Source organism: Pontixanthobacter aestiaquae, assembly GCF_009827455.1.
GTDB classification, from domain to species: Bacteria; Pseudomonadota; Alphaproteobacteria; order Sphingomonadales; family Sphingomonadaceae; genus Pontixanthobacter; species Pontixanthobacter aestiaquae.
In genome coordinates this window covers 211,771-236,609 of the sequence record NZ_WTYZ01000001.1, presented here as the reverse complement: position 1 = coordinate 236,609, position 24,839 = coordinate 211,771, and the positions used below count along the sequence as shown (strand labels likewise).

Annotated in this window: 27 protein-coding genes and 2 pseudogenes; 16 read left to right on the top strand and 13 right to left on the bottom strand. The window is 56.4% G+C overall.

Going from position 1 to position 24,839, the window contains the following annotated elements:
- Positions 1-182: 182 nt before the first annotated feature.
- The 6 genes from GRI35_RS01030 (at position 183) to GRI35_RS01005 (ending at position 6,307) form a co-directional block, all read left to right on the top strand.
- Entirely contained in the window at positions 183-1,373 is a 1,191-nt protein-coding gene (locus GRI35_RS01030; RefSeq protein ID WP_160612303.1) for an aspartate aminotransferase family protein, read from the top strand.
- Positions 1,373-2,314 (top strand): ornithine carbamoyltransferase, encoded by a 942-nt coding sequence (argF, locus tag GRI35_RS01025; RefSeq protein ID WP_160612302.1) that lies wholly within the window; start codon positions 1,373-1,375, stop codon positions 2,312-2,314. The genes GRI35_RS01030 and argF overlap by 1 nt, the downstream gene beginning before the upstream one ends.
- A gap of 70 nt (positions 2,315-2,384) precedes the next feature.
- Complete coding sequence (hslO, locus tag GRI35_RS01020) at positions 2,385-3,278, top strand: Hsp33 family molecular chaperone HslO (RefSeq protein ID WP_160612301.1); 894 nt, start codon at positions 2,385-2,387, stop codon at positions 3,276-3,278.
- 74 nt (positions 3,279-3,352) lie between these two features.
- On the top strand, positions 3,353-3,796 hold the full coding sequence (locus GRI35_RS01015; RefSeq protein ID WP_160612300.1) for a DUF3617 domain-containing protein: 444 nt from the start codon (positions 3,353-3,355) through the stop codon (positions 3,794-3,796).
- 59 nt (positions 3,797-3,855) lie between these two features.
- Positions 3,856-4,551 carry a 7-cyano-7-deazaguanine synthase QueC gene (gene queC / locus GRI35_RS01010; protein ID WP_160612299.1) on the top strand — a complete coding sequence of 232 codons (696 nt, stop codon included), beginning with the start codon at positions 3,856-3,858 and terminating at the stop codon, positions 4,549-4,551.
- Positions 4,538-6,307, top strand: a complete 1,770-nt coding sequence (locus GRI35_RS01005) for an MFS transporter (RefSeq protein WP_160612298.1) — start codon at positions 4,538-4,540, stop codon at positions 6,305-6,307. The genes queC and GRI35_RS01005 overlap by 14 nt, the downstream gene beginning before the upstream one ends.
- Positions 6,308-6,333: 26 nt before the next feature.
- Here the strand turns inward: GRI35_RS01005 and GRI35_RS01000 are convergent, their stop codons facing one another.
- The 6 genes and pseudogenes from GRI35_RS01000 to GRI35_RS13655 all read right to left on the bottom strand — a co-directional run bounded on the left by GRI35_RS01000 (position 6,334) and on the right by GRI35_RS13655 (position 11,181).
- Complete coding sequence (locus GRI35_RS01000) at positions 6,334-6,903, bottom strand: superoxide dismutase family protein (protein WP_160612297.1); 570 nt, start codon at positions 6,901-6,903, stop codon at positions 6,334-6,336.
- A 93-nt stretch (positions 6,904-6,996) separates the two neighbouring features.
- Positions 6,997-8,130 (bottom strand): OmpA family protein, encoded by a 1,134-nt coding sequence (locus tag GRI35_RS00995; protein WP_160612296.1) that lies wholly within the window; start codon positions 8,128-8,130, stop codon positions 6,997-6,999.
- A 189-nt stretch (positions 8,131-8,319) separates the two neighbouring features.
- Complete coding sequence (locus GRI35_RS00990) at positions 8,320-8,781, bottom strand: DUF2793 domain-containing protein (protein ID WP_160612295.1); 462 nt, start codon at positions 8,779-8,781, stop codon at positions 8,320-8,322.
- A 70-nt stretch (positions 8,782-8,851) separates the two neighbouring features.
- Complete coding sequence (locus tag GRI35_RS00985) at positions 8,852-9,583, bottom strand: GTA baseplate fiber-binding domain-containing protein (RefSeq protein ID WP_456238407.1); 732 nt, start codon at positions 9,581-9,583, stop codon at positions 8,852-8,854.
- A 154-nt stretch (positions 9,584-9,737) separates the two neighbouring features.
- A pseudogene (locus GRI35_RS00980) lies at positions 9,738-10,848 on the bottom strand (DUF2460 domain-containing protein); the annotation flags it as partial.
- Between the two features lie 192 nt (positions 10,849-11,040).
- Entirely contained in the window at positions 11,041-11,181 is a 141-nt protein-coding gene (locus GRI35_RS13655) for a hypothetical protein (RefSeq protein WP_202390677.1), read from the bottom strand.
- A 74-nt stretch (positions 11,182-11,255) separates the two neighbouring features.
- Here GRI35_RS13655 and GRI35_RS00975 point away from each other — a divergent pair, with 74 nt between their 5' ends.
- Both GRI35_RS00975 and GRI35_RS00970 read left to right on the top strand, forming a co-directional pair.
- Positions 11,256-12,530, top strand: a complete 1,275-nt coding sequence (locus GRI35_RS00975; protein ID WP_160612293.1) for a hypothetical protein — start codon at positions 11,256-11,258, stop codon at positions 12,528-12,530.
- Positions 12,531-12,570: 40 nt separating this feature from the next.
- Entirely contained in the window at positions 12,571-13,452 is an 882-nt protein-coding gene (locus GRI35_RS00970; RefSeq protein ID WP_160612292.1) for a DNA adenine methylase, read from the top strand.
- Between the two features lie 30 nt (positions 13,453-13,482).
- Here GRI35_RS00970 and GRI35_RS00965 read toward each other — a convergent pair.
- A pseudogene (locus GRI35_RS00965) lies at positions 13,483-14,462 on the bottom strand (IS1595 family transposase).
- Between the two features lie 160 nt (positions 14,463-14,622).
- Here GRI35_RS00965 and GRI35_RS00960 point away from each other — a divergent pair.
- Positions 14,623-15,273: a YqaA family protein gene (locus tag GRI35_RS00960; protein WP_160612291.1), complete on the top strand. Its 651-nt coding sequence runs from the start codon at positions 14,623-14,625 to the stop codon at positions 15,271-15,273.
- An 8-nt stretch (positions 15,274-15,281) separates the two neighbouring features.
- Here the strand turns inward: GRI35_RS00960 and GRI35_RS00955 are convergent, their stop codons facing one another.
- On the bottom strand, positions 15,282-15,968 hold the full coding sequence (locus GRI35_RS00955) for a Crp/Fnr family transcriptional regulator (RefSeq protein ID WP_160612290.1): 687 nt from the start codon (positions 15,966-15,968) through the stop codon (positions 15,282-15,284).
- Positions 15,969-16,020: 52 nt separating this feature from the next.
- Here GRI35_RS00955 and GRI35_RS00950 point away from each other — a divergent pair, with 52 nt between their 5' ends.
- Positions 16,021-16,869, top strand: a complete 849-nt coding sequence (locus GRI35_RS00950; RefSeq protein ID WP_160612289.1) for a sterol desaturase family protein — start codon at positions 16,021-16,023, stop codon at positions 16,867-16,869.
- Here the strand turns inward: GRI35_RS00950 and GRI35_RS00945 are convergent.
- From GRI35_RS00945 to GRI35_RS00935, 3 genes are read right to left on the bottom strand one after another with little or no spacing between them, the layout of a single operon-like run.
- Positions 16,862-18,328 carry a cadherin repeat domain-containing protein gene (locus tag GRI35_RS00945; protein ID WP_160612288.1) on the bottom strand — a complete coding sequence of 489 codons (1,467 nt, stop codon included), beginning with the start codon at positions 18,326-18,328 and terminating at the stop codon, positions 16,862-16,864. The two genes, GRI35_RS00950 and GRI35_RS00945, sit on opposite strands and share 8 nt — an antisense overlap.
- Positions 18,329-18,380: 52 nt before the next feature.
- The gene (spt, locus tag GRI35_RS00940) at positions 18,381-19,634 is read right to left on the bottom strand and encodes a serine palmitoyltransferase (protein ID WP_160612287.1); all 1,254 of its coding nucleotides are present in this window, start codon (positions 19,632-19,634) and stop codon (positions 18,381-18,383) included.
- A 4-nt stretch (positions 19,635-19,638) separates the two neighbouring features.
- A complete protein-coding gene (locus tag GRI35_RS00935) occupies positions 19,639-19,878 on the bottom strand; it encodes an acyl carrier protein (RefSeq protein WP_160612286.1) in 240 nt (79 codons plus the stop codon).
- A gap of 148 nt (positions 19,879-20,026) precedes the next feature.
- Between GRI35_RS00935 and GRI35_RS00930 the strand changes: the two genes are divergently transcribed.
- A complete protein-coding gene (locus GRI35_RS00930; RefSeq protein WP_235900087.1) occupies positions 20,027-20,596 on the top strand; it encodes a Pycsar system effector family protein in 570 nt (189 codons plus the stop codon).
- On the opposite strand, the gene GRI35_RS00925 is transcribed toward GRI35_RS00930, so the two are convergent.
- Positions 20,593-20,961, bottom strand: coding sequence for a response regulator (locus GRI35_RS00925; RefSeq protein ID WP_160612285.1), 369 nt, complete (start codon positions 20,959-20,961; stop codon positions 20,593-20,595). The genes GRI35_RS00930 and GRI35_RS00925 overlap by 4 nt on opposite strands.
- A gap of 136 nt (positions 20,962-21,097) precedes the next feature.
- Between GRI35_RS00925 and GRI35_RS00920 the strand changes: the two genes are divergently transcribed.
- Genes GRI35_RS00920 through GRI35_RS00900 form a run of 5 tightly spaced genes read left to right on the top strand, consistent with a single transcriptional unit; the run spans position 21,098 to position 24,326 of the window.
- Positions 21,098-21,349 (top strand): DUF3572 domain-containing protein, encoded by a 252-nt coding sequence (locus tag GRI35_RS00920; protein WP_235900239.1) that lies wholly within the window; start codon positions 21,098-21,100, stop codon positions 21,347-21,349.
- Positions 21,346-21,975: an HAD family hydrolase gene (locus GRI35_RS00915; protein WP_160612284.1), complete on the top strand. Its 630-nt coding sequence runs from the start codon at positions 21,346-21,348 to the stop codon at positions 21,973-21,975. The genes GRI35_RS00920 and GRI35_RS00915 overlap by 4 nt, the downstream gene beginning before the upstream one ends.
- The gene (locus GRI35_RS00910) at positions 21,972-22,433 is read left to right on the top strand and encodes a RidA family protein (RefSeq protein WP_160612283.1); all 462 of its coding nucleotides are present in this window, start codon (positions 21,972-21,974) and stop codon (positions 22,431-22,433) included. Before GRI35_RS00915 ends, GRI35_RS00910 begins: the two co-directional genes overlap by 4 nt.
- The gene (locus tag GRI35_RS00905) at positions 22,405-23,178 is read left to right on the top strand and encodes a glycerophosphodiester phosphodiesterase family protein (protein ID WP_160612282.1); all 774 of its coding nucleotides are present in this window, start codon (positions 22,405-22,407) and stop codon (positions 23,176-23,178) included. The genes GRI35_RS00910 and GRI35_RS00905 overlap by 29 nt, the downstream gene beginning before the upstream one ends.
- 14 nt (positions 23,179-23,192) lie before the next feature.
- On the top strand, positions 23,193-24,326 hold the full coding sequence (locus GRI35_RS00900; RefSeq protein WP_328598420.1) for a GNAT family N-acetyltransferase: 1,134 nt from the start codon (positions 23,193-23,195) through the stop codon (positions 24,324-24,326).
- On the opposite strand, the gene GRI35_RS00895 is transcribed toward GRI35_RS00900, so the two are convergent.
- Positions 24,323-24,652 carry a sel1 repeat family protein gene (locus tag GRI35_RS00895; RefSeq protein ID WP_160612280.1) on the bottom strand — a complete coding sequence of 110 codons (330 nt, stop codon included), beginning with the start codon at positions 24,650-24,652 and terminating at the stop codon, positions 24,323-24,325. The genes GRI35_RS00900 and GRI35_RS00895 overlap by 4 nt on opposite strands.
- Positions 24,653-24,839: the final 187 nt, after the last annotated feature.

Below are 24,839 nucleotides of genomic sequence, written 5' to 3'. Positions count from 1 at the left end.
AGCGATTGATCCCGCACTTGTAACGGCCAGAGTGCCAACCGCTAATTGCCAACCGTTTATTGGGCACGGCAATTGACCAAACCGGTTACAAGTGAATAGATATTTTGAATGGCGGCTCCTATGGGGTCGCCATTCGTTTTTGACGTTACGTCTTACTGCTATCGAACAATAGGAATATCCAAATGGCTATCACTCCGCTCATGCCCGTCTATCCCCGCTGCGGTGTCCGCCCGGTGCGCGGAGAACATTGCCATTTGATCGATGAAGACGGCACAAAATATCTCGATTTCGCGAGCGGTATCGCGGTCAATCTGTTGGGGCATTCGCATCCTGGCCTGATCGGTGCGATCCAGCAGCAGGCCGAGACATTGATGCATGTCTCCAACCTTTACGGCAGCCCGCAGGGCGAGAAGCTCGCGCAGATGCTGGTCGACAACACTTTCGCAGACACAGTGTTCTTCACCAATTCCGGTGCTGAGGCAGTCGAGACCGCCATCAAAACCGCACGTGCTTACCACCAATCGGCAGGTAACGAGCACCGGCATGAGCTGATCACATTCACCAACGCCTTCCATGGCCGGACCATGGCAACGATCAGCGCCTCGAACCAAAGCAAGATGCATCACGGTTTCAAGCCACTGCTCGAAGGTTTCAAATATTGCGAGTTTGATGATCTCGAGATGGCGAAGTCTCTGATCGGGCCCAACACCGCCGGCTTCCTGGTCGAACCGATTCAGGGCGAGGGCGGGATTCGCCCGGCTTCGGATGAGTTTATGCAGGGTCTGCGCGCTTTGGCGGACGAGCATGATCTGATGCTCGCACTCGATGAAGTACAATGCGGTGTTGCGCGGACCGGCACGCTCTATGCCTATGAGCAATACGGCATTGTCCCGGACATTGTCGCGACGGCCAAAGGGATCGGCGGCGGCTTCCCGCTTGGCGCCTGTCTCGCAACTGAGAAAGCGGCGCGCGGCATGACTTTCGGCACCCACGGTTCGACTTACGGCGGTAATCCACTGGCCATGGCTGCGGGTATGGCGGTAATGGAAGCGGTCGCTAATGAGGAATTTCTTGGCGAAGTGCGTGAGAAGGGCGAACGGATCCGTGCGCGCCTCGAACAATTTATCGGCAACTATCCCGATCTGTTCGAACTGGTGCGCGGCAAAGGCCTGATGCTCGGTCTCAAAATGAAGGTCGAGAGTCGTCCCTTCTTCGTCCATCTGCGCGACAATCACGAATTGCTAATGGTTGCTGCGGGTGACAATACGCTGCGCTTGCTTCCGCCGCTGGTGATCGGTGATGCGGAGATCGAAGAGTTCTTCGAAAAATTGTCGGCTGGCGCTGCCGATTATGAAATCCCGCAGGCGAGCTGATGGACCGGAATAAAGAGCTGCGGCATTTTCTCGATCTGTCAGACGCGGGGGCAGATGCCATCGCAGCGATGATGAATGACGCGCATGACCGCAAGGCAGCGCGTGCAGGCTGGCCCAAGGGCAAACCCGACTCTGACAAACCGCTCGACGGCTTTGTGCTGGCGATGATTTTTGAGAAGAACTCGACGCGTACACGCGTGAGCTTTGATATCGCCATGCGTCAGCTTGGCGGCAGTGTTGTTATTCTGGAATCCGGCACCAGCCAGCTCGGGCGTGGTGAAACTATAGCCGATACCGCCCGCGTGCTCAGCCGCATGGCCGATGCAATCATGATCCGGACTGACGATCACGCCAAGATCGAGGAAATGGCGCGGCATGCATCGGTGCCAGTGATCAACGGGCTGACCGACCGGTCACACCCGTGCCAGATCATAGCCGATCTTCTGACAATCCTGGAGAATGAGAAACCACTGCCAGGTCTCGAAGTCGCTTGGTTTGGCGATGGCAACAACGTCCTCCATTCGATCCTCGAAGCGGCCGGGCTACTGAAATTCAATGTCCGGATCGCGACGCCAGCAGGCTTTGAACCAGCGCAGGAATTTGTCGATATGGCCCGCGCGGGCGGTGCGGCTGTTACCCTGACGCAGGATGCTGCAGCGGCTGCGAATGGCGCAGATGTCATCATCACCGATACTTGGGTGTCGATGGGGCAGGACAATGTCGAGAATAAGCTCGGCGCGATGGCACCTTATCAAGTCAATGAGGCGCTGATGGCGCAGGCGAAGCCTGACGCGCGGTTCCTGCATTGCCTGCCCGCGCATGTCGGCGATGAGGTGAACGAGGCGGTGTTTGAAGGCCCGCAATCGAGCGTGTTCGACGAGGCAGAGAACCGCATTCACGCACAGAAATCTATTCTGCTTTGGGCGCTTGGCAAGCTGTGATACGCGCGCGAGTGGGCACTGGTTTAGGAGCTGGGGTGGCTTTACGCCATTGCACTCCCATATTTGACCGATGACTGAAACATCCGAAATATTTAGCGATCAGCTACTGGGCTTTACCCTGCCCGGCCGCGATGCGCGCGGGCGCGTGGTGCGGCTGGACGGCGTGCTCGACACTGTTCTGAGCGCGCATGATTATCCCCCTGCGATCACACATCTTTTGGCAGAGGCCTTGGTGCTGACCGCGCTGATCGGCGGCTTGCTGAAAGAAGAAGGTGGCCAGATGACCATGCAGGCGCAGACCGAAGAAGGCGTTGTGCGCCTGCTGGCCTGCGATTTTCGCGAAGGCGAGCTGCGCGGCTATGTCGATTTCAGCGAGAGCCGCTTGACGGAGCTGGGCGCAAACCCGTCGCTCTTCGCCCTGTTTGGCAAAGGCTATCTGGCGATCACTTTTGACAGACCCGGTAAGGACGGGCGCTATCAAGGGATTGTACCGCTCGAAGGCGAATCGCTTTCCGCCGCATGCGAAGCCTATTTCGTGCAATCCGAACAGCTCCCGTCGCTGATCCGTCTTGGAGTGAAATCCGGTCCGGATGGCTGCGTTGCGGCCGGCCTGCTAGTCCAACATTTGCCTGATGGTGAGGAAGGACGCGAACGCCTTCATGCACGGCTCGACCACCCCGAGTGGGAACATGTCTCGATCCTCGCCGGTAGCATCCGGCATGAGGAATTGCTGGATGAAAGCCTGTCGATGGAATCCATTGTCTGGCGTCTGTTCCATGAGGAAGAGGAAATACGCATACAGCCCGGCCACAGCCTGTCGCGCGGATGTCGCTGCACGATTGAGCACTATCAGGAGGTTATTTCGCGTTTCGCTGAGCCCGAACGGGCGGAAATGCGCGATGATGACGGAATAATCCAAGTTGACTGTAAATTCTGCTCGAGAAAGTTCCCTATTGAGGCGTGAACTGGCTGATGCATTGTACCCGATGCAGTGTTTGTTCATTTCCCGGCACTAAAGCATGTGGTATGGCATTGTTGATGGCTGATCTTTCTCCTTTCAAAGCGCGAGCTGCCGGCCTTCTAAGACGGATTGGCACCTTTGCGGCGCTGTGCGCGGCGGCTTGGGGGATCGGCATACCCGCTACCGCTCAAGCGCCATCACTGGCCATGCTGGATGGTCTGGATCGCGGATTGTGGGAAGTGCGCTATCGGACTGTCGATGAGACAAAGAAGATTTGCGTCCGGACGGGCCACGAATTGATCCAGCTTCGCCATCCGGGGCCGCGATGTGCGTGGACGACTGTGAGTGATGGACCCGCTGCGGTCACTGTCCACTATACGTGCCGAGGTAAAGGCTATGGTCAAACGACCATCCGGAAAGAAACCTCGGCCCTCGTGCAGATAGCTGGTAACGCCACGGTTGGCAGGGAAGTTTACAACGTTGCGGCGGAAGCCAGACGCGTAGGTCGCTGTACCGGCTGATAGGTCGCGAGCGCTTGCGGCATTGCAGCCTCGTGAGAGATTGCTACTAGCCAGAAGCAATGGCTATCAATTCCAAGAATGTGAAGTCCGCTGTCGTACTGCTTTCGGGTGGTCTCGATTCGATGGTTTCGGCCGCAATTGCGCGCGAACAAGGCTTCACACTATCTGCGCTGACCATCGACTATGGTCAAAGACACAAGATCGAAATCGAATCAGCCAAGCAGATTGCCGAGCATCTTCGATGCGAACGGCATGTTGTTCTACCGCTTGATTTGCGCGCTTTTGGCGGGTCCGCGCTAACCGATGATATCGATGTGCCGAAAGAGGGTGTCGGCGATGAAATTCCCGTCACTTACGTCCCCGCGCGCAATCTGGTGTTTCTGGCGCTGACTTCGGCTTGGGCTGAAGCAACCGGATCGCACGATATTTTCATCGGGGTCAATGCGCTCGATTATTCCGGCTATCCTGATTGCCGGCCTGAATTCATTGCAAGTTTCACCGAAACCGCGCGGTTAGGCACCAAGGCCGGGGTCGAAGGTACACCCTTCTCGATCCACACGCCGCTGCAAGATATGACCAAAGCCGACATCGCTTCGGAGGCCGCCAGGCTAGGCCTCGACACCGGAATGAGCTGGTCCTGTTACGACCCGTCATCAGATGGTTTGGCGTGCGGGGTTTGCGATAGCTGCCGATTAAGGCACAAGGGCTTTGCCGAAGCTGGCTTAGAGGACGGGATCAAATATGCAGAACAATGATGAGAGTTCCTCAGCCGAGAATGTGACGGCCCAAGATCAGGCCCAAGAACTGGTCGAGGATCAAAAGGTACCAGGGTATAGTTGGTATGCTCTAGGTGTTCTTGTCCTTGTTTATGTTCTGAATTTTATCGACCGCAACATTCTGTCGATTCTGGCAAATGACATCAAAGCCGATTTGGGTCTGACCGACGCGGATCTCGGCTTTTTGTATGGCACAGCTTTCGGCGTATTTTATGCATTGTTCGGGATTCCGCTGGGGCGGCTTGCCGATAGCTGGCACCGGGTGAAGCTGATGACAGCAGGTCTGGCGCTGTGGTCGGCGATGACGGCATTGTCCGGCTTTGCGAAAAGCGGTCTCGCTCTCGGTGCGGCACGAATCGGTGTCGGCGTAGGCGAGGCGACCGCCAGTCCATCGGCCTACTCACTGATTTCGGACTGGTTCCCCAAGAAAATGCGCGGCACTGCGCTCGCGATCTATTCGGCGGGATTGTATATCGGCGGCGGTGTATCGCTACTTATCGGCGGTTTGATAGTCGAAAAATGGAATGCGGCCTATCCGGGTGGTGGTCCGCTGGATCTGGTTGGCTGGCAGGCCGCATTCCTCGCAGTTGGTGTACCCGGGCTGTTGCTTGCGATCTGGGTATTCACTTTGCGCGAGCCCGTGCGCGGTCAAATGGACCGCCTGCCGGAAGTGAAGAATGAAAAGCCATTCCGCGGCTTTGCGACCGAATTATTCGCCGTGATTCCGCCATTTACATTCATGTCATCAGCTCAACGTGGCGGTGCATCGGCGCGCATCGCTTGGTTGGCTATGGGGCTGGTCGTGTTTGGGCTGGCGATTTCTCAAACAAGCCAGCTGCTCGAAAGTGGCGTAAGTGCTCCGCTAGCCATAGCGGGCTATGCTGCAGCTCTGGCAGGTATAGGATTGCTACTGTATTTCGGCCGAGTACCGTTCGCGTTGAACTTTGTCGCTGCAGTCGTGACGGCAGGGCTGGCATGGCTGATTGGCAGCCTGACCGGCAATTTCCAGCAATGGATCGCGCTGGGTATCGGCTACTACGCTGTGTTCTCATGGGCAGTTTCACTGCGGCACCGAGATCTGCCAACATTCAAGCTGATCTGGGGGAGTCCGGCATTCCTCTATACGATCCTCGGCTACGGAATGGTGGCTTTTGCATCCTATTCCGTGTCTTTCTGGGCCGCGCCTTATGCTGAACGTGTGCTCGGTGCTTCGAAATCCGTGTTAGGCTTCTGGATTGGCGGCGGCGGGGCGCTTGGCGGCTTCTTGGGCGTCATTATCGGGGGCCGGGTTTCCGACTGGTTGCGTGAGCGCAATCCGGGCGGCCGTTTGATGGTCGTGGCATTCGGCGTGTTGGCCCCGGTCATCCCACTGATCTTCGCTTTTACAACAGAGAACGTCGCCCTGTTCTACTTCCTGAACTTCGTGCTTTCGCTCTTTGGCAGCTCGGCGCTTGGCGCTGCTGCGGCGACGACGCAGGATCTGGTTTTACCCCGAATGCGAGGTACGGCGACCGCGACATTTTTTCTTTCGACGACCTTGGTTGGTTTGGCGCTCGGCCCTTATATGGCGGGCCAAGTGTCCACTATGACGGGGAGCCTATCGACCGGTGTTCTGTCGATGTTGGTCGTCGCGCCAATCGGGACAGTGCTGCTGTATCTGGCGTATCGGACCGTCCCTGAAGCAGAGCGAACTGTTCTGGAGCGCGCTCGTGCTGCAGGTGAACAAGGCGTTTGATTAGGGCGTTTGATTAGGGCGTTTCACTAGGGCGTAGCATCAGGGTCGAGTACGGCACAGGCAATGCGTGCGCCCGCTGCTCCGGATGGGTCGGTTTTGTAATCGTCCGGCTCGGCGTGGATCACAACGGCCGTGCCGTCCTCATCGAAAATCCATTCGCTGACTTGTTCTAAAGAACCGTCGATAGTGAATGTCTGCGGCTCGTTCGCACTTTCGTTCAGCACCAGATTAGGCAGGTCACCAACATGGCTACCGCCTTCGGACTCGGTTCCATGCGCCTTGCCGAGCGGGTTGAGGTGTCCCCCAGCCGATTTGAAATCAGGGCCTTCGCAACTGCCAGTTTCATGGAGGTGAAAACCGCGCGTGCCTGCAGGCAGATCGCTAGCGGCCACGATAAGTTTGGCTACGGTTCCTTCGGCAACAAGTTTTACACCACTGACTGTCTCGCCATTCGCCAATATGAAATCACCATATGCCAACCGCGTCCGCTCTTCGCCAGCGAGAGATGCCGCATCGTCGGACGGCGTGTCATTCGCTGAGCAGGCTAATGTTAGTGACGTGGCCGCGATGGCCAGTGCGCGCTTCGTATAATTCATACTGCCCTCCAATTACGTGCTGTTTCGTAAGCACAATAAAAAAGGGGCCGGATTTCTCCAGCCCCTTCTTCAAATATGCATCGCTGTAGCGAATTACATGCCCGCATTTGGACCGTAATTTACTTCAACACGGCGGTTTTGCGGTTCACGCACACCGTCATCTGTCGGAACGCGAAGCTGGGTTTCACCAAATCCTTCGCTGGAAATACGTCCAGCTGGGATACCGCGACCTGCCAGATAATCGGTGACCGAAGCGTTGCGACGTTCGGCCAGACCGTTGTTGTAAGTCATCGAACCGGACGTGTCAGTGTGACCTGCCAGCATTACCGATGCCGAACCACAATTTGCGTAGGCTGCTACAGCATTGTTCAGAATGTTCGCAGCTTCAGGCGTAATGTCTGACTGATCCCACTCGAAGAACACGATGTAAGGGCCTTTGTTGCAAGCCGGTGGTGGCGGAGGCGTGACCACTACAGGTGGCGGAGGTGCCACTACAGGTGGTGGAGGCGCCACCACTACAGGTGGCGGTGGTGGAGCTTCCGGCTCGCCACCGAAATTGTAAGTCAGCGTACCCATGAGCGAGTGCGAGCGGAACTTACCGTCCAGACCGCGGCCGAAGCGGTCCACAATGTTCAAGTTTTCAGCGGTGAACAAGCGATAGCGAAGACCCACATCCCAGCTGTCGCTGAGAGGTGCGCGAACGCCTGCAAGTGCTTGCCAAGCAAGCCCAGTGTCTGAATCGTTGAATGCATCACAAGCACGCGGATTAGCACATGCCTGAGCGTCAGTGCGTGCCACACCGATACCGCCGCCGAAGTAGCCTTGGAGACCATCATCAGGACCGAAATCAAACAAGCCGTTCATCATGAAGCTCAGCACATTAATGTCGCCGCGCGCCGGGAATGTGCCCGAAGGTGTAACATCAGGTGCAGTAGTGCGCGGAATACCCACCGCGTCTGCAACTAGATTATCGATATCACCTTCCCGATAGCTGGCTTCCGCTTCGAGGCGGAACGCACCGAAGTCGTAACCGACTACGCCACCGAAGTCGTAACCTTCTTTGGTGTCAGCGGTAACTTCACCGGCACCGTCGTTAACGTTAAAATCGACGTCTTCAATCAACATCGGGCCGCCACCGACCTCGACATACCATTGACCGTCGCGGGCGAGGGCAGGCGAAGCAAGGGCTGTTGAAGCCATCGCCAGACCTATGACGAGTTTCCGCATTATGTAGTTCCCCTTATATTAGCGAAATTGAGCCACCGAGTGGCAGTTTTGTAACTTTTCCTATCCGTAGAGGCAAGCGATCAATGACGCAAACTGTTGCAAGAATGTCTCTCTTTAGCAGTTTGCCGTCAAAATTTGTCCGATTTCCCTACTTCTAGACCTGTGAACGTGAGTGACAGCAAATAGTTCCTATTCTGTTACAGGAAAAATTCCTGCATTCCTAAGGGCTTCAATCAATTGATCGAATGCATCTCTCAATTCACTATCGACGGTCTGACCTGTGGCCGGGATGGTCGGAGGCGCAGCCCGGACCCAGCCGCCTGAGTGCAAGGCAAATTGCCCGATCGAGCTGTCGAAAATGCGCATGCCATCTCTCGGCGTGATGAACTTCCACAGCCCGGCTTGTCGCCCTGCCAGATCGCCATCATGGCAGGCCCATTCTCCGATCGCTCCGCTCGCGACCAGCCAGATGTCGCCATCCACCGATTCGCTGGGGGGCCCGGCAAGCTCGCCCAGTATGGTGGTGTGCAGCAGCATATCGGTGAGCGCATGCGCTTCGTTGACGAAAAACTCCTTCTGCGCTTGCCCGGCAAAAAGGAACGGCAATTGGAATCGTCCGGACGTATCGGTAAATGCAATTGGCTGGGCCATGTTTGAGCTCCTCTGTTTGGTGTTGCTATGTGAGTTGGAGTGAGTTGGAGCCAGCTTGTAGCGCCGGCTTCTACTGAGGCAGCCTGGCGAGGAGCAGCGGCAGCGATTGAGATTCGCTACCGATCTGCACCACCCATAGCTGGGCCCCCGAATACTGGGCTATCTGTGCAGGAGGCAGTGTGATCGCCGGTTCGCCCACTTGCCATTGCAGGTCGGGCGCATCGATTGCGCCAATACCTACGCGATAGGATTCGGCAGCTTCAACGAGCGGTGTCTCGACACCGTCGAGCCAGCGCCACGCCCCGCGGGCGCGGCGGGTCCAGCTGATATTCAGGCCGGAAACTGGATCGAACGCGACTCTCGGATGTACAGGGGGCAGCGGGCGAAGCGCCGCGCCCCGATTCGTAACATACGCGGTAGCAGGCTCTTCGTCGCCCTTCCCGATGGCGGCAATCAACTGTTCTTGGCTCGGCGGGAGCTGGTTTGGATTGATCGCAATAAGCCGGTCGTCAAGTAGAGTGACTGGCGTGCCGCCCGCGTGTCCCGCCATGGCGGCGGTCTCGCTACCACCCCGGCCGCGCAGAAGGCCTGTGAGTTTCCATCGGCCTGAACCTTGCGGCGTCGCAATGGCAAATTGCACGATCTCATCACCAATCAGTAGACGGTTCTGCCCGACGGCGAGAGTGGTAAGATCCACAGACGCGAAGATCATCGAGTCAGATATCGTATCGACTTCGATTTCGGCATCGGGCTCAAAAAGAAGAGCTGACGAACTCTCTAACGGGGATGCCAGCGACCCCATCGTTGCTTGTTGTCGTCCGCTGGGGCCTATGGGATCGAGCGCTCCGTTGTTCCCGGTGAACAATGCCGCGCCTGCCCATGTGGAGGCGTCTGCACTCGCGGCCGCAAAGATTCGCGGTTCGTAGGGCGATCCCAATCCGTCCCAAGGCAATTCAAAAGCGGACCGGAACATCGAACAGGAATCCCGCCGTGACAATGGCGCCCTCGGGCAGGGCGGCGGTGAAGGTGATGCTGCCATCCCCGTTCCATGACCAATCGCTTGCAACCTCGCCGTCGATACTAATCGTCAGCGTTTCAAGCCGCGGCCGGGTGATAGGGCGGATTTGCGGTTCGTCGCCATCGCCATAGGATTTTATGAGGGCAAAATTGGCTGTGATGCCATCACCTGTACCGAGGTTCTGATCAGTCGGATTGGGCGCACCTGTCATTGCGTTGGAGCTGAAATCAAACGGATCGGTCAACCGAAAGCCGCGCGCTGCACCGCGCCGAGCACGGAAGAATGCGATGAGCGTACCGAGCTCATTTTCGGAGCGGATACCCGGACCGACATCGAAGCGCAGCCGGGCGTCCGACCATAGCGAGTTGCGACGCTCATGGCCGGACGCTGTGACTGCCACCGTCGTCGAAAATCCGGGACTGACGCCTGCGTCACGGCCCAACGCGAGCGGATAGAGAACATCGTCGAATGCTTGCACGTCATCTTCCTCTGACAATGCGAGGCGGGTGTAGCCGTCGCGGGAAATTTGCGGGAGCGCCCAGACATACCGTTTGGTGATGCCGCGGCGGGCGGCTTCATCCAGACCGGCATCGATACGCCGCCAATATTCGTCGGCATCGTCCGGCGTCAGCACAAAGCCCGAAAGATAATCCTGCCGTTCGGTGGGATAGCCAAGCCGCTGGTCGAACTCTGCATAGGCTGCGCGCCGGTTGGCATCCGCGCCAGCGGTCAACCAGTCATAGTCTTCGAGCTGCAACCGGTCGAAAGCAGGCCACGCCCAGCCAAGCGGCACATTGGCACGCTTTGCTTCGGGCATTTCGGGGTCGAGGATCGTCGGCGTGAACGCGAGCAGCAGAATTTCGGCCGGTCCGTTCGTCGCATTTCGGACTGCCTGCGCCAGATCGAGCGTCGATTGTGCCAAGATCGCTCCGGCCTGATCCAGCAGATCGGTTTGATCCTGATCCAGTGGTTCGCGCAAATCGGTGATGGCCGGGGGCACTGCCAAATGCACTCACTGCCGCATCATCGTAAAGGCAGGGCTTACCTTCTAGTGTTATTATACGAAGCGTACCCAAGTGCGATTGGAGGTGCTAAGTGAGCAATATTGATCACTTGCCTCGCGCACTTTTTGGCGGACCGCTGTTTGGCGGCCGTGCTTTGCGTTTTATCTTTGGCGATTGTGTATTTAACAAACCCAAGCCCTAAAGCGGCGGGGTTAGCGAACGGCGCGCTGGTTTCGACTAGTCCTTTGCGGCGTTGTCCGCAGGCACTTGTTTAACTAGTTTTCCGAGCCGGTCGGCGAAGCGCTTTTCATCGTCTTCGCATTCCAATTCGCGCGCAGCTTCCTTAAACTTGTCGATTTGTGGTTTCTTCTCAGCCAATACATTGACTCCGCTCAAAAAATGATGCCGTTCTATATACTCGATTTAGTTGGGTATGGAAAGTTAGGCATTCAATGGCGCAGACACCGTTTAGTAAACCGGTTGCAGTCGATCAGATTTTCTTGGATCTGAGCAATCCACGTCACGAGCCTTGCGATACGGAAGGCGAGGTGATCGAATATCTGTGCCGCAATGAGGATATTCTGCCACTGGCCAAGGATATTGTCGATAACGGACTCAACCCGATTGAGCCGTTCGCACTGCTTGCTGATGGCCAGACCTTCATTGTTGCAGAAGGAAACCGCCGAGTATGCGCCCTCAAACCACTTAGCGATCCAGACAGAGCGCCCGCTAAGCTCAGCAATTCGTTTGAAGCGCTTGCTGATGGTTGGGCCGGAATTCCAACGGTACCGGCGGTCATTTTTCCGGATCGTCCCTCGGTGAAACCTTGGCTTACGCGTATTCATGACGGCCAGCAGGGAGGCATTGGACGCAAGAAGTGGAGCGCAGACCAATCGCAGCGACATAGCGGGAGTGACAAGAACAAGATTGCACTAGCGGTCCTTGATTATGCGGAGGAGGCGGGGCTGATTTCGGCCGATGACCGGAAGGGAAAACTCACGACCGTGCAGCGCTATGTGAGCAAAAAACCCGTTCAAGAGGCAATGGGTCTAGACGTAACGGACCTCGACAACATCCGTAAGACGAAGCCGAAACCGGACTTTGACAAGGTGCTCGTTAAGTTCATTGGCGATCTGGGTAGCGGCCATGTGAATAGTCGCTCCAAGGGCAAAGAGATGTTCGAGGCATACGGGCGGGAGCTGTCGGCTATCGAGCAATTGGGAAAGCCTTCCATCAAAGCGGAGCCGCTTAGTAAGCCCGCGCCCGAAAAGCCCGCCAAACCAGTTAGACGCCGCGTCAAGCCAAAGCCACGTACAACGTTGCCATTCGAGCATGAAATTATGGATGCTTTGAAGGAGTTGGATAGTCAGAAGCTGATTAACTTATACGATTCAATTACCTCTGTTCCACTCACACCACACGCTCCTCTCGTTTCAATCGGGGCGTGGGCATTCATCGAGTCTTTATCCGGCTTAGCTGGGCGGAACGCAAACACCCCATTCACGAGTTTTTTCAGCACACATCGCCTTCAACGTTATGGTCTCGATACCGGCAAAGGCAACAAAGCGCTCTTTGGCGCTCTGGAGAGTATTGCGCGCTCAGGTGATGTTACGAAACACCACGGAACCGGCGCGAACTTCAACGGAGAGCAAACCGTTAACGATATGGATACGCTGAAAAAATTGATCCTTAAGACAATCGAGGATGCTGCTAACCAAGCCTCTTAAAAAAGTTGTGGCCGTTCGGCCGTAAATGCTTTAACTGGCTATGGCTCGTTCACATTCACCCCTTCGATATCCAGGCGGAAAGTCCTGCCTGTACGACCTCACTGCGCACATTTTGCGGCTCAATAAGCTACAGCGGGGCCACTATGCCGAACCCTATGCGGGTGGGGCAGGATTGGCGCTTACGTTGCTATTTGAAGGCCATGTAATCGACATCCACTTGAATGACTATGATAGGTCAATTTGGGCGTTTTGGGATAGCACTCTCAATGCGACTGATGACTTGGTTAGTCTCATTGAGACCACGCCGATTGATATGGAGAGCTGGTTCCGCCAGCGCGATATCTACCAGAACGCCGACGATTACGATGACCTCACAGTCGGCTTCGCCACGTTCTTTCTAAACCGGACAAACCGTTCGGGCATCGTGAAAGGTGCTGGTGTGATCGGTGGTTTGGAACAGCAGGGCAATTACAAAATGGACTGCCGGTTCAATCGACTTGGTTTGGCCAAACGGATCAAGCGGATCGCGAAGTATCGCTCTCGCATTCACCTGCACCAGTTGGATGCACTGGAGTTTATGGATCGGATGGACGAAACCCTGCCTGAACGGGCATTTTATTGCATCGATCCACCGTACTACAACAAGGGTCGAAGCCTATATACCAGCTTCTACAATCCTGAGGACCACTTAGCGGTTAGCCAAGCGGTCCTCCGATTAGGGCGACCTTGGATACTGACTTACGACAACGCACCTGAAATTTCTCACCTCTACAAAGCGAGGCGGCAGTTCGGTTTTGACGTCAACTATTCTGTGCAGACCAAAAGGGTCGGCACTGAACTGCTAGTCGCTTCCAAGGGGCTAAAGATGCCAAGCGAAGTGCGCGACAGGCAGATACATCGCCCACAATATCGGGCCGCTTAGCGCTTGGTTCGCCACCGCTGATTCCGCCTTTTATGCCTGCCCTCGGGCGGCGTGTTGGCGGTCAGGTTGTTGGTACGTAATCCGCTTACCGACAATGCCCTTCACCGCCGCGACGGAACGAGCACGATCATCGAAGCCGTTCGCAACGCGGTTGTTATAGCGAAACTCGAACTCCGCCAGATAGCGGTGCAAATGCTGCTCACCACAATGCTGATAAACGCCCTTCATACCGCGCTTGAAGATGCTAAAATAGCCCTCGACAGTGTTGCTATGGATTTCGCGGTTTTCGAGGTCCACGTACTGCCCCTTGTTGTGGACCGTGCGACCGTGGCCGGAAAGTGCTCTAGCGCCGAATTGTATGCCCAGTGTTTATCGGTCATTAGCGTAGCTTCACGCGCGACGTTTTTGACAACCAGCGGCATAATAGTTTCAGGGCGAACGTTCTTAATCACCATAGTGCGGGCCTGACGGCTATCACGGTCGATAAGCGCCAGAACCTTCATTTTGTGATGGAAAGCACGCTTGGTCGGTTTGCCCTTCAGGTTGCCGATGAAAGTCTCGTCCACTTCGACAGCGCCACCGTTACCGACCATTGGAGGTAAATTGTCGGAGCGCATAGCTTCACGAATACGGTGCGCGAGGAACCACGCACTCTTATACTGGACTTCGAGGACGCGACTAAGCTGATGCGCGCTAATGCCCTTTTTGCTCGACACTATCAGGTGAACGGCCTGCAACATCTTGGTAAGCGGTAGGCGCGCGTGCTCAAAAACAGTCCCGATTTTGACGGTAAACTGCTTGCGACATTCGCCACATTTTTTCAGACCATGCCGAACTTTGCCCTCTGGATGCTTCTTAGAAGGTTTGGACCGAACGCCTGATAGATCATACACGCGACCATCAACTACACCACAATGCGGACAGGTGACGCCATTCGCCCACACTATGCGTTCAAGGTACTCAAACGCCTTGGCTTCATCGTGAAAATGGGGGCTGGAAAGTACCGACATTGCTTATTGCTTCTTACCCCTATTTTATAGCTGATAAGGCTGGGTTTGTAAAGTACAAAATCGCCGAACAAAAAGACTCGAACTCGGCGACTGAGGGTCAGAAACAAACCACTATTCTCTCATTGCCGCGCCTACCACCGTTCCCTAAAGCGCGGGCACGATGATGAAATTACTGCGCGCGCTTTACGATTGGACGATGGACAAAGCGGCCCATCCGCATGCCGTGTGGTGGCTGGCGTTTTTCTGTTTCATCGAATCCTCGTTTTTCCCGATCCCGCCGCATCCGCTGCTCGGTCTGATGTGCTTGGCCGAACCGAAGAAGGCTATTCGCTTCGCGCTAGTGGCTACGCTGTCATCGGTGGCGGGCGCATTGCTGGGCTATGCAATCGGCTGGGGGCTCTACGATACTGTCGGGGCGCAGCTGATTTCGCTGCTCGGGCTTAGCGAGAGTTTCCCTGTCGCCGCATGTTATTTGCGCGAGTATGATGTCGAGGCGATCTTGATCGCCGGCGCCACTCCCGTTCCGTTCAAACTGCTGACTATCACCGCAGGCTTCGTTGAAATGGCGCTGGTGCCCTTCATTCTCGCCAGCCTCGCCGCGCGCGCGATGATCTTTATGACGGTGGGCATCCTGTTCCGCCTGTTCGGTGCGCCGATCAAGCGGATCATCGACAAATATCTTGGCACTGTAACGGCGGTGTTCGTCATTCTGGTGGTCGGCGGCTTCCTCGCACTGACATCATTCAGCGGGGGAAGCGAAGAAGTGCAGGATAAATGCGAGGCAGCAACCGAGGTGGTTCCGGGCGACTAGTTTCAGTTTCAGCCCATTGCAGCCAGTCTCAGCTGTTTCCTGTCGAGAACCTCGATCCGCCCATAGTGCCGTTTGAGTGCGCCGCGCGCCTCCAGGATCGAAAGACATTTGTTGACCGTGGCGCGCGTCAGGCCGGTCAGCTCGCCCAGCTCCTGCTGGCCCAGGGCGATTGTCGCGGAACCGCCTGACTTGGGCGCCAGATTAGCGAGCACCGAGGCCACTCGCGAAAGACTGGAATTCTTCCCCAAGCCCGCAACAAGGTCGAGCACTTCCTGCAGCTGCGCCGCCAAATTCCCGACCAAACGCCGCATCGTATCGGGATCGGATTTGATCTCCCGCTCGAACGATTGCGCCTCGATCCAGCGCAGTTCCACCGGCCCCTCCGCGACCGCATCAACCACGCGCCGGTTGGCGGCAAACAGCGCCAGCTCTCCATAGGAATCGCCATCGGACAGCAGGGCAATCGCGCGAAACTCGCCATCCAGCCGGAATTGACCGATCTTGACCTGGCCCGTCTCGATAACCCAGAACCCAATCGCGTCATCGCCGCGTTGCTGGATGATCTTGCCATCGGCAAACGACCGCCGCGGCGCACCGGCAAGCAGACGCTTGCGGACATCTTCGTCGAGCTCCCGAAACAGCGTCGGAACAACCAGTGATCTCAGCTGCGAGGAAGATTGTAAACTATTTGACATTCATCGCCAGAACTAGCGCCTAAAACTTCTCGTCACAAGAGGAGAACAGGCAATGCCCACTTCGACAATCGTGATTCTCGCAATCTATTTCGGCTTCGCTTTGCTGGAACTGTGGCGCTCGAATCTGCTGCGCAAGGAAGAGCAAACCCGCGATGACGGGATTGTCGAAGTGGTGAGCACGGGTGTGCTGCTTGCGCTCACACAACCTGCCATTTTGTTTTCTGCGGCTGCGCTGATGGGGGTCATCGCGCCGCAATGGGAGGGCGCGCTCGCAGGCATAAATATAATAGCTGCGATCGCGCTCTTCCTGATATTCGACGATCTGACGCAATATTTCTGGCACCGCGCGTCGCATTCTTATGCGTGGCTGTACAATCTCCACCGCGCCCATCACAATGCCCGGTATATGAGCATCCGGCTCGTTTATAGAAATAATCTCTTTTATTACATGATGATGCCCGGCCTGTGGTTCTCCGGCGTGCTGATTTATCTTGGCCTCGGCTGGGTCTATGCGGGGTATATCGTAGTCAAATTGCTGGTCATCACCGGCGCCCATTCGGATGTCGCCTGGGATAAGCCGCTCTACAAAATATCCTGGCTCTCACCCGTCATGTGGGTGGTCGAACGTACGATCTCCACGCCCGCGACGCATCACGCCCATCACGGCCGCCACGCCAGCGATCCGGCAGTCCAATACAAAGGCAATTTCGGCAATCTTCTGTTCTTCTGGGACGTGCTGTTCGGCACCGCGAAAATCACCCGGACTTACCCAGAAAGCTACGGCGTAGAGAACCTGCCCAGAGCGACGCTGGGCCAGCAATTGGCGTGGCCACTGTTCAAAGAGGGAACCGAGGTTGACGCCCTAACCATGTCGAAACCGCCTACCAGTCCAGCTAGCTAGCCGGTTCGACTCTGAAAATCTCACCGTCACTGTCAAGTATATAAAAGTGGTCGCCTGCAGACCCTCTAGCGAAAGCAACCGGCGAATCGATACTGCCGACATCTGGCTCAAAATCCTCGGTCCTTACTTCAAACTCGTTTGCACGATGCAAAAAGCCGTCAATCAGCGTACTGTAGGGTATTGACCAAATGATGCCATTGGTATCGGCAAAAACATATGTAGATCCCAGAGCCTCAAAGAAATTTGCGTTATTTAGTAGACCGGCGACGATTCCTGTTCCCTGCTTGTTTGCTTGTCCAAAATCGTAAGCAAGTGTTGGCCCGTTTATCATGGCTGGTGGATTTGTGCTGCTCGCTTGTGTGCCCTCATAAAAGGGCCAGCCAAAGTCGAGCGGTCGCCAGTCACGTCGAAAGATCGTGAGCTCATGCTCAACTGTCGACCCTTGGTCCGCCAAATAAAGAAAATCCGCCGCGGGTGTGAAACCACTCGGATTCTGAATTCCGTCACCGATTATCTGTGCCCCAACGATCAGGCGACCGGGAGGGGGTATGCTGGCACCACCGAAAACATTGAATATCCCCGCGCGCAGCAATTTACCGTATGCTGAAGACGTGTTCTGCGCGGCGTCGCCCCCCGGATTTCCGATAGCCCCATAAAGCTCGTTCTGTGCAATGAGCGACGCGGATCCCGGTTGCGCCGACGGATCGCCTAAACGGCTGAAACCCTTTCTGCCGTTTTCACCGTTAAATCCCTGCAAATACAGCCCTGCCTGATCGCTATGGGTAACAATATAGGTACCTTCCTGAAATTGCCGGCCGGGAAACGCGTAGGCAATCGCAAGTATTTCGCCTGATATTTTGTTGTCGCGAATGAAAGTGTCTTCGGTCACGGAACCGTCGGAGGGATCAAAGCGAAGGACACGACCAGAACGCTCTGCTACCAACAGTTCTGGTGTGTCGTGAACAAACGAAAAATCTACCGGATCAACAAAGCCGGTCGCGATTCTTCTGACCGCAATACCTTCACGATCATTTGTTATAGTAACGCTTAGCGACAGATTTGCAGTCTCTCCGCCAGCCGTTGCGCGTAAACCTACCACGTAAATGTTGTTTAGATCGGAGTCCGTTGGCAGGTCGAAATTAGGTGGCGTATTGAAGCGCAGCGCGCCGCTCCCATCGATCACAAATTTATCGGCATCGGGTCCAGAAATCACCGCAAAGCTAATTGGATCGCCCTGCGGGTCAGTCGCGGTTGCGGTATAGAATGTATCGGCCGTATTCTCAGCGACGGATGCCGCCCCCACCGACGTAAAACGGGGAGCCGTTACTACAGGACTTGGGCTCGGCGTCGATGGGGCCCCTCCTTCTCCTCCACCACCACCACAAGAACCCAGCAAAAGCGCTGCCAACGCGGCGGGAATTGGTGCCACACGACACGGAATGAGCGTTTTTTTTAACATTAAGACCCCTGCGTAATGTGGTTTACTTTCTGGGCCTAAGTATTTGGGTTGTCTAGGAGATAATTCCCGTCGCCTTACCAGCCCGCTCGAACATCCCGAGAATTGTGCCGACTTCTTCATCGCTATGCTCCGCGCAGAGCGAGCAGCGGAGCAGAGTCATATTCGCTGGCGTTGCTGGCGGACGGGCCAGATTGACATAGAGGCCCTCTTTCAAAAGCGCTTCCCACATGGCGGCACCGCGCTCCAGATCGGGCATGATCACAGCCACGATGGCGCTTTGACATTCGTCTGTTCCCAGCTGGAAGCCGAGATCGGTGAGGCCCTTGTGCAAGTGCCGTGAATTCTCCCACAGATGCCCGCGTTTGTTGCCCGCATGCTGCAATTTGCGAATGCTGGTGGCCGCAGTTGCCACAACGCTCGGCGGGAGCGAGGCGGTAAACACATAGGGCCGGCAGACCAGCCGCATAATCTCGAATTTCGGGTGGTTCGAAACACAGAAACCGCCGACGGTGCCGACGCTCTTGGAGAATGTGCCGATGATGAAATCGACATCATCGATCACGCCGACATCTTCGACCACGCCCCGGCCGTTCTCGCCAATAAAGCCCATCGAGTGGGCTTCGTCGACCAGCACCATCGCACCGTATTTCTTGGCAATCGCGACCATCTCTTTGAGCGGTGCGACATCGCCCATCATCGAATAGACGCCTTCGAGGATAACGAGCTTGCCTGCCCCTTCGGGCACACGCTTCAGCCGTTTCTCCATCGCTTCGATGTCGTTATGTTTGAAGGGCACCACCTCGGCATTGCCCATGGCGCAGCCGTCCCAGATACTGGCGTGAGAATCGATGTCGAGAATGATGTAATCGCCCTTGCCAGCAATGGTCGAAATGATCCCGAGATTGGCGAGATACCCGGTCGAGAAGACCATCGCGTGGTCCATGTCGTAGAACTCGCGCAACGCATCTTCGCATTCCTTGTGACCTTGGTAGGTACCGTTGAGAACGCGGCTTCCGGTGGTGCCCGTGCCGAAATCAGCCAGGGCCTGCTTGCCTGCATCGACCACATCGGGGTCGAACGTCATGCCCATATAATTGTACGTGCCGAGCAGGATCGTGTCGCGGCCATTGCAGATAGCGCGCGTCGGGGAGAGCACTTTCTCCATCACCAGATTGAACGGATCCTCGACGCCGGTCGCGAGCAGTCCTTCGCGCATTGCGATGATGTCATCGAATTTGCTGAACAGATCGGCTGTGCCGCCGTCATGCGCTTCCGGCTTGTCCGGCTGGGATATACCTTCGCTCATCGGTTCAGTCCTGCAGCTTGGTTACGGCGTCGACGAGCTGGCCGAAGTTCTCGATCTCGGCCTGTTGGTTCATGCTGATGATGATGTCGAATTCATCTTCGATCTCGGCGACGAAATCCATCACCGTCAGGCTGTCGAACTCGAAGTCGCCGACGAAAGTTGTGCTGTCCTGAATATCGACGCCCTTTTTGTTGAAGGGGCCAATCAGTTCACGGATTTTGCTGTCGACTTCGGCACGGTCCATTTGGGTATTTCCAATCACATTTGTTGTTCAGCGAGGCGCTTGCCACCTGAATGGGGCGGAAAAGCGGCTGAAACCCCTGCTTGTCAAGCGTTAGGTGCGCTGGCAAGTCTGCATCTGCTTCTGAAATCGTCGTCGGGGATACGAATTTATGTCTGCGAATGCCAACAAAGCCAAACCTCCGGCGGAGGCCACCAAGATAAACACGACGCCTGCCAAGCCGGCATATTCAGCGCATGCCGTGCATATGATGCGGACTGCGCAGCTCAACACGCTGACCTTGTCGCAGATGGCGGATCAGAAAGCGTCGATTTTGATGGGGGCGACCTTTCTGGTATTTTCGCTGTCGGTCAGCCGGTCATTTGTGGGCGATATTCCCCCGTCGCTGATAATACTGGCGGCGTTCTCGTTTCTCAGCTCGCTCTGCGCGGTGATGGCGGTTTTGCCGTCAGTCAAAAAGCCTGACCCGGGCGTGACCACACCCAACAAGCTGTTCTTCGGCCACTTTGCCGGAATGGATGAAGAAAGTTGGGCGGAAGACGTTCTGGAGGATCTCAAATCCGATGAAACCGTGTTCCGCGCGATGATGCATGACATCTATCAGAATGGTCAGGTGCTCGCGCGCCGCAAATACAAGTTTCTCGCTTTGGCGTACCGGATATTCGTGGTGGGCCTGTTCGCAACGGTGATCTCCTTCGCGATAGAAGCCATGGCTGCCTAGTCTTCGAGTAGATTCTTCACAGCAGCCATGAACGGGCTGATCGACACCGGCTTGGAGAGATAGTCTTTTGCGCCCGCATCGCGAATCCGGTCTTCATCGCCTTTCCCGGCATAGGCAGTAACCGCGAGAATGGGCGTATCTGTCAGCGAGGCATCCTGTTTGAACGCGACGATCAGATCGAGCCCTGATATGTTGGGCAATTGAATGTCCATAATCACCAGATCGGGTGCAAAGGCGCGCGCGGCATTCAGCGCCAATTCGCCATCGGCAACCGGCTCCACTTCAAACCCGTTCGCTTTCAGAACATCGCAGAACAATTTGCGGTTTAGATCGTTGTCCTCGACAACCAGTATTCTCTTTGCCATTGCCTCTGCCATACGGCCCCATATCTACCGGGCCTGTTGCTTGCCCTTTACGCCCCAATGACTCCAGCCTTATGACTCCAGCAGGAATCTTACAATTCTAGACCGCCGCAATTCCCCGCCTGATCGCAATGATGATCTGAGTAGCGCCAGCACTCTGGCGCTGTCCGCGCTCGGCTGGGTGCTGGGCGATCAGCCGCGTGCCGACCGGTTGTTGTCGCTCACCGGCCTGACACCGGATGTGCTGCGTGACGGATTGGGCGAAACGGGCGTACAGGCAGCCGTACTCGAATTTCTAATCAACCACGAACCCGATCTGATCGCGGCGTCGGAGGATTTGCACGTGCAACCCCGAGACATCATCGCCGCCCATGAAAGACTGACCCAATGAACCGACCTCTCCTGATCTCCGATTGCGACGAGGTTCTCCTCCACATGGTTGCGCCATTCCGTGACTGGCTGGCCGAAAATGAAGGCGTCGAATTCCGCATGGCTGGCAATAATTTTGCCAATTCGATGCGGTGGCAGGACAGCGGCAAATTTGTTGGAGAGAAAGACATCTGGCGCCTGCTCGGTTCGTTTTTTGACACCGAAATGTATCGGCAGAAACCCATCGAAGGTGCGATCAGCGGGATCAACATCATTGCTGAAAACGCTGATGTCGTGATTCTGACCAATCTCAACGATGCACGCCAGCAAATGCGCGCGGAGCAACTGGCCGAACATGGCGTGCATGCGCGCGTGTTCACCAATCAGGGCCCGAAAGGGCCTGCGCTCGCCAATATCATTGCCGAATATCAGCCGGAGCGAGCGATCTTTATCGACGATCTGCCGCAGCATCATGAATCGGTTTCCGAAGTCATGCCCGATGTGAAGCGGCTTCATTTGTGCGGCGAACCGATGCTGGCACCGCTGATCGATTGTGCGCATGAAGCGGGGCATGCACACGCCCGGATCGACAATTGGTTTGAAGCCTTGCCCTGGCTCCAGAAAGAACTGCATGGAGAAACCGTATGAGCATTGACGCACGTTTGAGCGAATTGGGTATCACACTGCCCAATGCAGCTGCCCCGGTAGCGAGCTATGTACCGGTCGTGGTGCATAATGATGTGGCCTATATCTCCGGCCAACTGCCGTTCATTGATGGCACTCTGGTTACCGGAACATTGGGCGAAGATGTCAGTCTGGAACGCGGCACAGCAGCGGCGCGGGCGTGCGGTCTGATGATTCTCGCGCAATTGGTAAACGCCCAAATCCCGCTCGACCGGGTGGCGCGGATTGTAAAACTCGGCGCATTTGTCAGTTCGGCCTCCAGTTTTTCCGATCAGCCCAAAGTGGCCAATGGCGCGTCAGAGCTGATGTTCGATGTGTTTGGCGAGTCCGGACGCCATGCCCGCAGCGCAGTCGGTGTGCCGGTTCTACCGCTCCACGCCGCAGTAGAGGTGGATGCAATCATTGCTCTTCACCCTGCTTGATACATGGCGCGCACCTGCGCCTGGTCCGGAAAGGGTCGGCTGGCTGAGCGAGTGGGACTATGCCCATCGCGGCCTGCACGGGGATAGCACGCCCGAAAACTCGCCATCGGCTTTTGCAGAAGCTATCGGGCGCGGGCTAGGGATTGAATGCGATGTCCAGCGCACGCGCGATGGTCAGGCGGTGGTGTTTCACGATTGGGAGCTGGACCGGCTGACCGATGAAACCGGGCGGGTTGACCGGCGCAACGCAGCGGAGATCGAGAAAATTCTTCTGTCGGGATCGAATGACGCGATTCCGCAGCTTGGCCGATTGCTCGAGCAGGTTGGCGGCGAAGTTCCGATCCTGATCGAGCTAAAATCCGCCTTCGACAGGCGAATTACTCCGCTCTGTCTGGCTGTGAAGCACGCTCTTGAAGGGTATCGCGGAAAATATGCAGTGATGAGCTACGACCCGCGCGTGTCGAGCTGGTTCCACAAGAACTCGCCCAAAACGATTTGCGGACTGGTCGTGAAAGAGGCGGGCCGGCAATCGCTCAAGGCCAAATGGGAACGGCGCGCCGCGCTATGGCACGCAAAGCCTGATTTTCTCGCCTATGATGTGCGCGATTTGCCAAGTCCGTTTGCAGCAGCACAGCGCAAGCGCGGTATTCCTGTGCTGACATGGACGGTGAATACGCAAGAGCTGCGCGAAACCGGATTGCGTCACGCCGATGCGTTGATCGCCGAACTCGAAAGCGCGGCGTGAGCGAGGAGCCGTTGGTGGCCAAAGTCGCCGGATCGGTCGGCGCTCTCGACGGGGGCCAGTGGGATGCTCTGGCAGGCAGCGATAATCCCTTCATGTCGTACGACTTCCTCACAATCATGGAGGAATCGGGCAGCGTCGGCCCCGGCACCGGTTGGCAGAGCGCGCCGATAGTGATTGAAAGCGGAGATGGTGAATTGCTGGCTGCAATGCCGTCTTACCTCAAAGGCAATAGCCGCGGCGAGTTTGTGTTCGATAACGCTTGGGCCGACGCCTATCAGCGCGCTGGAGGCCAATATTACCCCAAAGTGCAGATCGCGGCGCCACACACACCCGCAACGGGCCCGCGACTGCTGTATTCGGACGAAAAATACGCTGTTGCGCTGCTGAGAGCTGCCGAACAACTCTGCGCCGGGAATGGCTTCTCCTCGGCCCATGCGACTTTCATCGAGCCGGACCAATTGCCGCTATTCGAGCACGCCGGATGGATGCTTCGCAGCGATATCCAGTTCCATTGGTATAATCGCGATTACCAGTCTTTCGATGGCTTTCTGGCGGCGCTGGCCTCGCGCAAGCGCAAGGCAGTTCGCAAGGAACGGGCCGCCGCGCAAGACGGCGTGGATATTGTCCATCTATCGGGCGCCCAGATCACGGAGGCCCATTGGGATGCGTTCTGGGAATTTTATCAGGACACCGGTGCGCGCAAATGGGGCCAGCCCTATCTGACGCGCGAAGCGTTCACACTGTTCGGCGAGCGAATGGGTGATCGCGTCTTGTTGATATTGGCGCTGGAAGAGGGCGAGCCGATTGCCGGGGCGCTCAATTTCGTCGGTGGGACCGCGCTCTATGGCCGCTATTGGGGGTGCAGCCGCGAGAAGCGTTTCCTGCATTTCGAGCTGTGTTATTACCAAGCTATCGACGCGGCGATTGAACGCGGATTGGAGCGGGTTGAGGCAGGAGCTCAAGGCGGTCACAAACTGACTCGCGGATATGAGCCATGCAAAACGTGGTCGGCCCACTGGATCGCTGATCCCGGTTTCCGGGATGCAGTATCCGATTTTCTCGAGCGTGAGCGCGAGGGCATTGATGTCGACCAGATGTATCTGGGTGAAAGAACGCCGTTCAAAAAGGACGGATCTGGTAAGCCTTAGGCGGCTTTGCGCTGTCCGGAACGGAGCCATTCGCGTGCGCGGCGCTGGGCCTCGGCGATTTCGCGAGCGGTCATTTCTTCCGAAATGTCGGCGCGGCACCAGGCGGCTTCTTCATGCCCTTTGGTGGCAGCCAGATTGAACCATTTATGCGCTTCGATCAGATCGCACGGTGCACCGTGGCTGCCGGTGGAAAAGGCTACGCCCAGATCAAAATAGGCAATGTCCTCGCCTTGCGATGCAGCGGCCAGGCACTCTGCGACCAACAGGTCGGCGGCTTTGCTATCTACCGGAGTGGCGTTTCCGCCGTCGATTGCAGTGAATTGCATTTTTATTCCCCCATTCGTCTGGCTGATCTTTTTGCCAATGACCCTTGGTTCACCCGAACATGGTCAACAAATGGTTAACGCCCGCGTAAATAAATCACCGGCCCGCTGGCATTTCCCGGTAATTCGGCGCGGGCCGGGTCGCTGATGGCGTGACCGGAGGCGCCTTCTGCGCGGCTTTCTTGGATTG